At 38.2% G+C, this 11,159-nt stretch carries 7 protein-coding genes and 1 other RNA gene; 1 reads left to right on the forward strand and 7 read right to left on the reverse strand.

All coding sequences use genetic code 11. From position 1 onward, the window contains the following. Window positions 1-526: 526 nt before the first annotated feature. Both ssrA and ACIQZ6_RS10140 read right to left on the reverse strand, forming a co-directional pair. Window positions 527-895: a transfer-messenger RNA gene (gene ssrA / locus ACIQZ6_RS10135) on the reverse strand. 64 nt (window positions 896-959) lie between these two features. Then, window positions 960-2,159 carry a pyridoxal phosphate-dependent aminotransferase gene (locus ACIQZ6_RS10140; RefSeq protein WP_395810713.1) on the reverse strand — a complete coding sequence of 400 codons (1,200 nt, stop codon included), beginning with the start codon at window positions 2,157-2,159 and terminating at the stop codon, window positions 960-962. 338 nt (window positions 2,160-2,497) lie between these two features. Between ACIQZ6_RS10140 and ACIQZ6_RS10145 the strand changes: the two genes are divergently transcribed. Then, window positions 2,498-4,915 (forward strand): thiamine pyrophosphate-dependent enzyme, encoded by a 2,418-nt coding sequence (locus ACIQZ6_RS10145; protein ID WP_395810715.1) that lies wholly within the window; start codon window positions 2,498-2,500, stop codon window positions 4,913-4,915. A gap of 351 nt (window positions 4,916-5,266) precedes the next feature. Here ACIQZ6_RS10145 and aroC read toward each other — a convergent pair whose 3' ends face one another. The 5 genes from aroC to ACIQZ6_RS10170 all read right to left on the reverse strand — a co-directional run bounded on the left by aroC (window position 5,267) and on the right by ACIQZ6_RS10170 (window position 10,947). Beyond that, complete coding sequence (aroC, locus tag ACIQZ6_RS10150) at window positions 5,267-6,370, reverse strand: chorismate synthase (protein WP_395810717.1); 1,104 nt, start codon at window positions 6,368-6,370, stop codon at window positions 5,267-5,269. Window positions 6,371-6,774: 404 nt separating this feature from the next. Beyond that, window positions 6,775-8,031, reverse strand: coding sequence for a 3-phosphoshikimate 1-carboxyvinyltransferase (gene aroA / locus ACIQZ6_RS10155; protein WP_395810719.1), 1,257 nt, complete (start codon window positions 8,029-8,031; stop codon window positions 6,775-6,777). A 5-nt stretch (window positions 8,032-8,036) separates the two neighbouring features. Further along, the gene (locus ACIQZ6_RS10160) at window positions 8,037-9,137 is read right to left on the reverse strand and encodes a chorismate mutase (RefSeq protein WP_395810721.1); all 1,101 of its coding nucleotides are present in this window, start codon (window positions 9,135-9,137) and stop codon (window positions 8,037-8,039) included. A 70-nt stretch (window positions 9,138-9,207) separates the two neighbouring features. Then, on the reverse strand, window positions 9,208-10,035 hold the full coding sequence (locus ACIQZ6_RS10165) for a prephenate dehydratase (RefSeq protein WP_395810723.1): 828 nt from the start codon (window positions 10,033-10,035) through the stop codon (window positions 9,208-9,210). 381 nt (window positions 10,036-10,416) lie between these two features. Then, entirely contained in the window at window positions 10,417-10,947 is a 531-nt protein-coding gene (locus tag ACIQZ6_RS10170) for a transposase (RefSeq protein ID WP_395810725.1), read from the reverse strand. Window positions 10,948-11,159: the final 212 nt, after the last annotated feature.

The following is an 11,159-nucleotide window of genomic DNA, read 5'->3' on the forward strand; positions in this document are numbered from 1 at the left end:
ATTTTATTCCCAGAACAAGGGAATAATCCATGGGAAAATAGTAAGACAATTTATTTAGAAATTCCTTCTAATTCTTTTAGCCTTAAGGAGTTAAATAAAAAGTGGATGGTTGAAGATTATTTTATTGAAGAGGAAGCTTTTGACTCTTTTAAGGATGATGTTTTAATATAAAACCATAAAAACACTTATTAAGTTATCCACATATTTTGTCGTATGTTTTTTGCTATTCAAATTAGCCCATAAATTCATAAAACCTATGTCAGACATGCATCTGAGCGCTTTTTTGGAAGGCTGCATGGGAAGAAAGCCCCTTGCCGCTTTATGCTGAGGGGTGGAATTCTAACTCAGGAATCGAGTTAAATGTGGACCCGAAGAGGTTAGCTTACGCTGATCTATCCTAACCCGTGCAAGGAATCAAACGCCAGCTTCGCTACGCTCAGGCATTCTTCGCTGCATAAAAAAAACCAAGCCTTTTAGGGCTTGATTTTTTTATTTCGCTCAGACTGCGGCCTGGCTTTTGATCATCAAGTGGACCCGGAGAGATTCGAACTCTCGTCCAAACATGGGACAAATTATGCTTTCTACGTGCTTAGCTGTTGTTTAATTGTCGGGAAGGGGAAGGTCAACCGCTTACCTATACCTTCTTCCGTAGGTGTTTTGTCTTGCCGGATTATCACACCATTAAACCCTGGCCAGTCCTGTTTTTCGATGCCCCTAATGTCAGACTACAGAACAGAATCTGACGGAACAAAAGCTTACTTAATTCTAAATTAAGCAGCTAAGGCGTAGTTATTTTCGCCAACTGTGGTTTGAAAGTTCAGATTTAAGCGCCAATACTTACAACGCGCTGCATGCTTACATACCTATCTCCACCCTGTCAATTCCGGTCGGGCCCGGTGTTTATTTGGAATAAATACAATTGCAAAGATACGAAATAGGGCTGATATCCTTGTTATAAATCAGTTAACACGCCCCGGGTAAACCGCTAAGGCTTTCTCTAGGCAGGTCATGGCCGCTTCCAAATCTTGTTTATTCAAAACGTATGCCAAACGTACTTGATTTAATCCGGCACCCGCTGTGCTGTAAAAACCAGTTGCGGGGGCCATCATTACTGTTTGATTGTCATATGCAAAATCTTCAAGCATCCACTGGCAGAATTTATCTGCATTGTCAATAGGGAATTTAGCTACCACATAAAATGCTCCACCTGGGTTTGGACAGAATACTCCATCTATGCTGTTTAAGCGATTGACTAAGGTATCGCGGCGCATGGTGTATTCCTTATTAACCTTTTCGAAATAGCTATCTGGAGTATCAACTGCCGCAGTTGCCGCAATCTGTTCAACCATGCCCGGACTTAATCTTGCTTGTGCAAACTTTAATCCTGCAGCAATAACTTCCTTGTTTTTGGTGATTAAACATCCCAAACGGGCGCCGCATGCACTATAACGCTTAGATACAGTATCCAGAATGATCACATGCTGATCTAGCCCTTCTAGATGCATCGGTGAAATAAATTCCTTACCATCATAACAAAACTCACGGTAGGCTTCATCAGAAAAAAGGAATAAGTTATATTTTAGGCAAAGTTCTTTGAGGGCTTCAAGTTCTTTTTTTGAATACAAGTATCCAGTTGGATTATTCGGATTGCAGATGATGATGGCCTTTGTTTTAGGAGTAATCAGTTTTTCAAATTCACTGATCTCAGGTAAGGCAAATCCATTTTCAATATGAGACAGAATAGGTTTTACCACAACATTGCTCATGCAGGCAAATCCATTGTAATTTGCATAGAACGGCTCTGGAATAATGATCTCATCACCCTCATTTACACAGGCTTGCATCGCAATGGTAATGGCCTCAGATCCTCCAACTGTAACCAATACTTGACTTGGATCAATGCCATAGTTTAGTTTATTGTAATATTCAGTCAGTTTTGTACGATAAGCTAAGGTGCCTTCTGAGGGAGTATATGCCCAAACTGTGAAATCTATATTCTTTATCGCGTTCAGCATCCCTTCAGGAGTTTCGATGTCTGGTTGTCCGATATTTAAATGATATACCTTTTTGCCCTGACTTTTTGCTTGATCAGCAAATGGGGTTAGTTTACGAATAGGGGAGGCGGGCATTTGCCGGCCTTTACTTGAAATTTCTGGCATGCAGCAAAAATAAAAAAAAACCTCTCCGTTTGGCTAAGGCTTTATCATAAATAGTAAGATTTTAGTTTAATTGACTTTTGTCGCCATTTAAACTCATACCCTATAGCATTTAGCTTTGCCGGCAAACAATGTTCGATTTGTAAATTTCTTTATCGTTATTTAGGTAGTATGAACTGATTAAACTAATTTAAATATCATTTCTAATCAGGAAATTAACGCATTTTTTACACCTAAGAAATGCAATAATTTGGTAAAATACTTCTAGTGCAGATTATTATTTCGTGTTAGTATTATCAATTAATCAACGCTTTTCTTATTTTTGGCCACACAGCAAATTTATGATAGGAACCCAAGTGACAGATAACATTTTGCCGGTAAACGAAGAGCTTAGTTTTGAAGATTTTAGAAGCATCATTATAAGTGATTATAAGATTGCTTTTGAAAGTAGACAGGCAAGCCTTTTGGGTCGTAGGGAAGTTCTTACAGGGAAGGCTAAATTTGGAATCTTTGGGGATGGTAAAGAAGTAGCACAGTTAGCTATGGCAAAGGCATTTAAAGCCGGCGACTGGCGTTCAGGCTATTACCGAGATCAAACCTTTATGCTTGCTGCAGGTATGTTAACATTACCTGAATTCTTTGCCCAGCTTTACGCTAACACAGATACTGATGCTGATCCTGGATCTGGGGGTAGGCAAATGAATTGCCATTTTGCAACCCGACTCTTGGATGAGAACGGTAATTGGCTAGATAATACAAAAACAAAAAACTCTTCTGCAGATATATCACCTACAGGCGGACAAATGGGTCGTTTGGTGGGCTTAGCACTTTCTTCAAAATTGTACAGGAATAATCCTGAGCTCGAATATTTAAAGAATTTTTCTGTTAATGGAAACGAGGTAGCCTTTGGAACCATTGGTAATGCTTCAACTTCTGAAGGGATATTTTTTGAGTCAATTAATGCTGCAGGAGTTCTGCAGGTACCAATGGCGATATCCATTTGGGATGATGCTTATGGAATTTCTGTTCCGGCTGAATATCAAACCACAAAACAAGACATATCTGAAATTCTTAAAGGATTTCAGCGTGATGAAAAAGGCGAGGGTTATGAGATCTTTAAAGTTAGAGGTTGGGATTACCCAGGTTTGTGTGAAACCTATGAAAAGGCCATAAAAATTTGTCGCGATCAGCATATACCGGTCATGATCCATGTAACCGAAATGACCCAGCCACAAGGGCATTCAACTTCTGGATCGCATGAACGCTATAAAGATAAGTCAAGAATTGCTTGGGAAAACGAATACGACTGTATGCTTCAGATGCGAAAATGGATGATCGAATCTGCAATTTCTACTGAAGAGGAGTTAAATGAAATTGAAATTACTGCCAAAACATACATACGTGATTGTCAGAAAAAGGCCTGGGCCGATTTTAATGCACAAATGAAGGTAGAGCTCGATGCTGTAGTTGAACTAATTCAGGGTACAAATGATCAGGAGCTAATACAAACAGCAAATGCTTTGAAAGAAAGTGTTGATCCATCCCGTAAGGATGTTACAGCATTGGTGCGGCATGCAATACGGATGTTGAGGAATGAGCATTCAGAAGCCAAACAACACTTGCAATTTTGGTATCAGCAACAGCATGATTCTAATTTTGAACGATATAATTCAAAACTTTTTACCTGTTCAAGTGAATCTCCATTACATATTAAGGCCATTTTGCCTGAGTATAATGTTGATTCTAAAATGGTTGATGGTAGAGAAATCTTGAATGCATGTTTTGATTCAAATTTTTCACGCGATGCGCGTATTCTTGCATTTGGTGAAGACGTTGGCGCTATTGGAGATGTAAATCAAGGTTTTGCCGGGCTCCAGGCTAAGTATGGAAAAAAGAGGATTACCGATACCGGAATACGTGAAATGACGATAATTGGTCAGGGTATTGGGCTAGCAATGCGTGGCTTACGGCCAATTGCAGAAATACAGTATCTGGATTATTTACTTTTTGCTTTGAATATTTTAAGCGATGATCTTGCTACGTTAAGTTATCGTACAAAGGGACGGCAAAAAGCGCCATTGATTGTTCGAACACGCGGTCATCGTTTAGAGGGCATTTGGCACTCAGGGTCTCCGATGGGTGTGATCATTAATTCGTTGAGAGGTGTGCATGTATGTGTGCCTAGAAATATGACTCAGGCAGCTGGAATGTACAATACACTTGTAAGGGGTGATGAACCAGCTTTAGTTATTGAATGTTTGAACGGATACCGAATTAAAGAGCAATTGCCTACAAATGTTGGTGAATTTACGGTTGAATTGGGAAAGGCTGAGCTTCTTCGTGAAGGATCTGACATGACCATTGTTTCGTATGGATCAACATTAAGGATTGTTGAGCAAGCGGCCGATGAACTTATCAAAATGGGTATTGATGTTGAAATTGTTGATCCTCAAACTTTCCTTCCATTTGATCTGGATCAACTTTGTTCTAAATCATTGCGTAAAACCAGTAAGCTGCTTGTTGTTGGTGAGGATGTGCCGGGTGGGTCATCCGCATTCATTTTACAGCAAATTTTGGAAGGTCAAAATGGTTATCATTATCTGGATGGGAAACCAAGAACATTGACCGGTAAACCACACCGCACTCCTTATGGTTCGGATGGAGATTATTTCAGTAAGCCCTCAGTAGATGATGTGATTGAGATTGTTTATGAAATGATGAATGAAAGTTTCCCGAATAAGTTTCCAAAATTATTCTGATAGCGCTAGGCTAACCACAGATTTCTCGTCGTTCCTCTGTCGAAATGACGCGTAGTAATGGGTTGAATCGTTAATCTTACGAATTTCTCGTTTCTTTGTTGGGATGATGAGTAGTTATTGTTTTACCGTCATTTCGAACACGATTAGCTATTTTTTGATTTCTGATTATTTTAGCGTCGTGGAGAAATCTGTTGAATGAAACATGAATTTTTTCAATGTTCCTAAATCATCATAAAAGGCTTTTAACTGCACAGATTTCTCGTCGTTCCTCTGTCGAAATGACGCGTAGTAATGAGTTAAATCGTTAATCTCGCAGAATTTTGGTCGTTATTTTGTTAGGAATATGGGCCTTTAAAGCTTAATTACCTTATTCCTTAGCAAATGATCAGCCAGAACTAGCGCGGCCATAGCCTCTACTATTGCTACAGCGCGTGGAACTACGCAAGGATCATGTCTGCCTTTTCCCTGCACACTTGAAACATTTCCTGATGAATCAAGGCTTTGCTGATTTTGCATGATTGTAGCTACCGGTTTAAATGCAACCCTAAAGGTTATATCCATTCCATTTGAGATGCCACCCTGAATGCCGCCTGAATAATTAGTAACGGTTTTGAAGTTATCTGCCAGTTTACCATCGGCAGGAGGAATAAATAGATCATTGTGTTCAGAACCTTTCATTTCAGAACCTTCAAATCCAGATCCATAATCGAATCCATGAACGGCATTTATGCTGAGCATGGCTTTGCCCAAATCGGCGTGTAGTTTATCGAATACAGGCTCACCTAATCCTACAGGGCAATTTTTAATGATGCATGATATTTTACCGCCTACTGTATCACCTTCTTTTCGGATACTATCAATACGTTCAATCATTTCATTTGCCGTTGCCGGATCAGCACAGCGAACAATATTACTTTCCCTGATCTCTAGCAGCTCAGAAACAGATTTTAGCGATAATTGAGGCGCATTGATTGTGCCTACCGCAGAAACATGTCCAAAAATTTCAATCCCATTGTGAGCCAAAAAGAGTTTGGCAATTGCTCCTGCTGCTACTCTTGCGGCAGTTTCTCTTGCCGATGATCTTCCACCACCACGGTGGTCACGATGTCCATATTTTGCATCATAGGTATAATCAGCATGTGAAGGACGGTATGCATCCTTTATATGTGAATAATCTTTTGATCGCTGATCTTCGTTTGGAATGATCATCGCTATTGGAGTCCCGGTTGTTTTTCCTTCAAAAACTCCTGAAAGAATCTGTACCGTATCGCTTTCTTTTCTTTGTGTAGTGATCTTTGATTGCCCAGGTTTACGCATGTCAAGCTCAGCCTGGATAAAATTCATATCAAGCACCAGGTTTGAAGGACAACCATCAATGATCACACCTATGGCCAAACCATGAGATTCTCCAAAAGTAGTGATGCGGAATATTTGACCAAATGAATTACCTGCCATTTTTTAAGTACTAAGTTTTAAGTTATAGGTTATAAGTTAAAAGCAGAAAGGTGAAAGCTAAAAGCAGAAAGGTGAAAGCTAAAAGTAAATTGTGCAATCTCCAATCTCATATCTCACATCTCATATCTCCCATCCATTATAAGTTCAACGGTTAAAAATATCTTTTTAGAAGCATAATTTAATTAAAATCTCACATCCGTTATAAGCTAAAAGCAGAAAGGTGAAAGGTGAAAGCTAAAAGCTAAAAGTAAATTGTGCAATCTCCAATCTCATATCTCACATCCGTTATAAGCTAAAAGCAGAAAGCTAAAAGCAGATAGGTGAAAGTTAAAAGCAAATTGTGCAATCTCATATCTCATATCTCAAATCTCATATCTCATATCTCAAATCTCATATCTCCCATCTCATATCTCAATCTCAAATCCTGCTAATTCAAGATGTTTCCAAAAGTCAGGGTATGATTTTTCAACGACCAAATGATCTTCAATTTCAAGCTCCGGAATAAGCAGAGCTAGTGGTGCAAAAGCCATAGCCATGCGGTGATCATCATAGGTGCTAATGCTGATTTTTCTATTCAAATTGAGTTCGGAACAGTCTAGTTTGTAGGTTTGATTTTTTTCTATAAGCTTAACTCCGATCTTTGCAAGCTCTGTTTGAAGCGCATTTACGCGGTCTGTTTCCTTAATTTTCAGGGTTTCCAGTCCAGTAAATAATGCATCGTGTCCACGTGCTGCACAACAAACAATAACAGTTTGAGCAAGATCTGGGCATTCTTTGAAGTCAAAGATTTTTCGCTCCAGCTTTTTTGCTTCTTTCAAAAGGTAAACTCCACCATCTTTAAACTGTGAGGTAATACCAAAATTGGCCATGATCTCAGTGATCTTACTATCGCCTTGCAGGCTATATCCATTCAATCCCGGAAGGAACAAACTTGCTTCTTCAGATAATGCAGCGATAGCATACCAATAGGATGCGGCGCTCCAGTCTGGTTCTACGCTGATCTCTGCCTTGTTGTATGCCTGATTCAAAATAGTGATCTCATTTTCAGTCCAACTATGTCTGATACCTGCCTGCTCCATCATGGCTAGGGTCATTTCTACATAGGGCTTTGAGGTTAGCTCTCCGTCAATGATTAGTTTTAAACCCTGTTCCAGTTTTGGAGCAATTAGAAGTAGGGCAGAAATATATTGACTACTGATATCGCCTTTGATTTTTATCTGATCGGTTTTTTGCTTCAATGGCCCTCTGATCTTTAAGGGTGGAAAGCCTTCTTTTTCAGCATATTCAATATCGGCACCTAGGCTTTTTAATGCATCAACCAGAATGCCGATTGGGCGTTGTTTCATACGCTCAGAACCAGTGAGAATCACATTACCCTTTTGAAGCGTAAAGTACGCACTTAAAAAGCGCATAGCAGTACCTGCAGGGCCAATGTTTACCTCTCTAGACTGATCAGACAGAGCTTGATTTGCATCTGTATGGAGAATGTTTTTTAAAGTGACCGTATCTGCAGCTTCAGAAACATTCAATACCTGAACAGCACCCTCACTCAATGCCTCCATGATCAAAGCGCGATTACTTTCGCTTTTTGATCCGGTAAGTTTAATCGTGCAATTTAGATGTTTTTGCGTCGATAAAATTTTTATGCTTTTAGAACTCATTTTTATTAAGCACCTTTTTTTTCATTCATGATATCGGTCTGCTTACGGATCGATTCGCTGTGAATTAGTTCTAATAATTTACCAGTAAAGTTCAGGTCAAGTTTTAAGGCACTTGCAAAGGCACTGCGTTTATTCATAATCTGATCCCAACGGTTAACCTGAAGAATAGTTACTCCATTATCACGTTTGTATTCTCCAATTTTCTGAACAATTTGCATTCTTTCAGCAATTTTCTGAATAATCTGATCATCTATCTTATCAATATTTGTACGTAGATCAGCTAGTTTATCAGTAAAATCTTTATCCTTAATCTCAGGTTTACGCAGTGTTAGAAGATCTAATAATTCTGATAGGGCTGCCGGTGTAACTTGTTGTTTTGCATCTGTCCAGGCTACACTTGGGTCAAGATGCGATTCAATCATTAATCCTTGCATATCCAAATCCAATGCTTTTTGAGCTACATATTGAATCAATTCACGATTGCCGCAAATATGACTCGGGTCATTGATAATTGGAAGATCAGGAGCTAAGGTTTTAAGCTGTATAGCTAATTCCCACATGGGTTCATTTCTGAAGGCTGTTTTTTCGTAAGATGAAAAACCTCTGTGTATTGCCCCAAGTTTAGTAATTCCTGCATTGTTGATACGTTCCAATGCTCCGATCCATAACTGAATATCTGGGTTGACTGGATTTTTTACCAAAACAGGAATATCTACCCCTTTCAAAGCATCAGCTATTTCTTGAACAGTGAATGGATTTACCGTAGAGCGTGCACCAACCCAAAGAATATCTACTCCTGCAGCTAAAGCCTCTTCAACGTGCTTTGCAGTGGCAACTTCTACAGCTGTTGGCAATCCGGTTTCTTCCTTGGCTCTTTTTAACCAAGTTAATCCAATGCTACCGATACCTTCAAACTCGCCCGGGCGGGTTCGTGGTTTCCAGATTCCAGCTCTTAATACAGAAACTTTACCTGTTTTAGCCAATAAATGAGCAGTTGCCATTAATTGATCTTCAGTTTCTGCGCTACATGGTCCTGCAATTAATAAAGGCTCATTTTTTGTTTCTAACCAAGTATTTATTGGCTGTAATTTTAGATTTAATTTCATCTTGATAATTTGTTTATCCGGTTTAAACCAGAGTTTTAAAGGTTTTTATTTTTAATTTATTTTGAGCAGCTTATACCTTATCATTCTTTTGATATTCTCCCATAATGGTGAAATTGATGGTATATTTCAATACTTTACGGATGGCAGCATCATAATCAGATTGGTTTTTCCATTCGATATCTACATAAAAATTGTATTCATTGCGTTTACCAAGTACAGGCATTGACTGGATTTTACTCAGATTGATCTTATACTCAGAAAAAATATTCAGAACTTCAGCAAGTGAACCTACAGAGTTTCCAACCTGAAAACTCAGGGATGCTTTATTCGATTCCGTAGTTCCAATTGGCTTATCAGCAAGGATCAGGAAGCGCGTAAAATTTTTCTTGTTTGATTCAATTCTTCTCTCCATTACCTGCAGATCATAAAGCTTTGCCGCCAGAAGGTTGGCAATGGCTGCGGTATCGGTTAGGTTCTCTTCTCTTATTTTTTTAGCGCAGGCGGCAGTATCGCTGCTTTCAATGACCTGCAAATTTGGAAACTCATCAAAGAAATCACTGCATTGTCGAATGGCTATGGGATGAGACTGAACGTACTTAACATCCTTGAATTTTACTCCTGGCAATGCCATTAGGTGTAATTGAATAGCCAGGTAAACTTCACCAACAATTGAAAAATTGTATTCTCTTAAAAGTGTATAATTAGGCAATAAACTACCTGCTATGGAATTTTCAATTGCCATAACTACGTAATCAGCTTTTTTATCCTTTAAAACCTCACAGGTTTGTTTGAAAGAATCGCATTCAATTGTTTCGATATCAGTTCCAAAGAATTTGAATGCTGCCTCTTCGTGGAATGAAGCACGTATACCCTGAATTGCTATTCGCTTTTTTTGCATTTTGCTGTTAAATAAAAAAGTCCCTGCTGGTGGGCAGGGACTTTTTGCTAATTTTTCTATATTAAGATCTATTGCATATTTTCCCCGCTCTTACCGTGGTAGTAAAAATAAGCGAAGTAATATGTAGTTAATTTTTTCATGCTTTGATTATCAAATGTAACACAAAATTTAATTTTGTCAAAATTAAAGTATAATTATTTTTTTACCGCTTGGCTGGTTAGCAACTCAACTTACGAATTTGCCTATCCGATAGGTTGGATAAATTCGTCAGTCACTTTTCTGTTTAGCGACTGACGAAATCTTTTTTCCACTTGGTGAGGTGATTTCGTAAGTCGGTTTTTGACTTACGAATTTGCCTATCCGATAGGTTGGATAAATTCGTCAGTCACTTTGTTGATCTATAATAATCTTGTGAGCCTCAATAAAATTTTCAATCCCTCCAAACCATTCTAAAACTTCTTCTCTTTTAATATTTGTCTTTTTGTTTAATAAATATCCCTTGTATGATGAGAAACGATATTCATCAAGTGATTTTGCCAATCCCGCGATAAATGGATTTTGGTGGATATAAGGTATAATCCTTATAAAATGGTCATGAGTCTTTACTTCTGATAGCTTATATCTGCCTTGAAATAGAGATCCAACCCTGTCATATTTTTTATTGATAGTTTTTGCATAAGAAATGAATAAATTTTTAATCCCTTTGTTAAATTTCTGACTATCATTTATTCTAATGAAAAAATGGAAGTGATTAGGCATTAAACAATACGAAAATACGTCAATATAAGGCCCAAGATAATTATTGAATTGTTTCAGGAAATAGAAATAATCATTTTTATCAAAAAATATTTCTCCTTTATTATTCCCCCGATTAAATAAATGATAATAACATCCTTCCTGATTAATTGGCATATTTATAAAATTTGATTAGTCAAACATTATAAATATTGAGGAATTTAAGCTAAAAATTTAGTTAACGGTATCAGAATACTGATTAACGAAGTCGGTTTTTGACTTACGAATTTGCCTATCCGATAGGTTGGATAAATTCGTCAGTCGCTTTTCTGTTTAGCGACTGACGAAATCTTTTTTCCGCTTGGTGAGGTGATTTCGTAAGTCGGTTT

The organism is Daejeonella sp. (assembly GCF_044348475.1).
Taxonomy (GTDB): Bacteria; Bacteroidota; Bacteroidia; order Sphingobacteriales; family Sphingobacteriaceae; genus Daejeonella.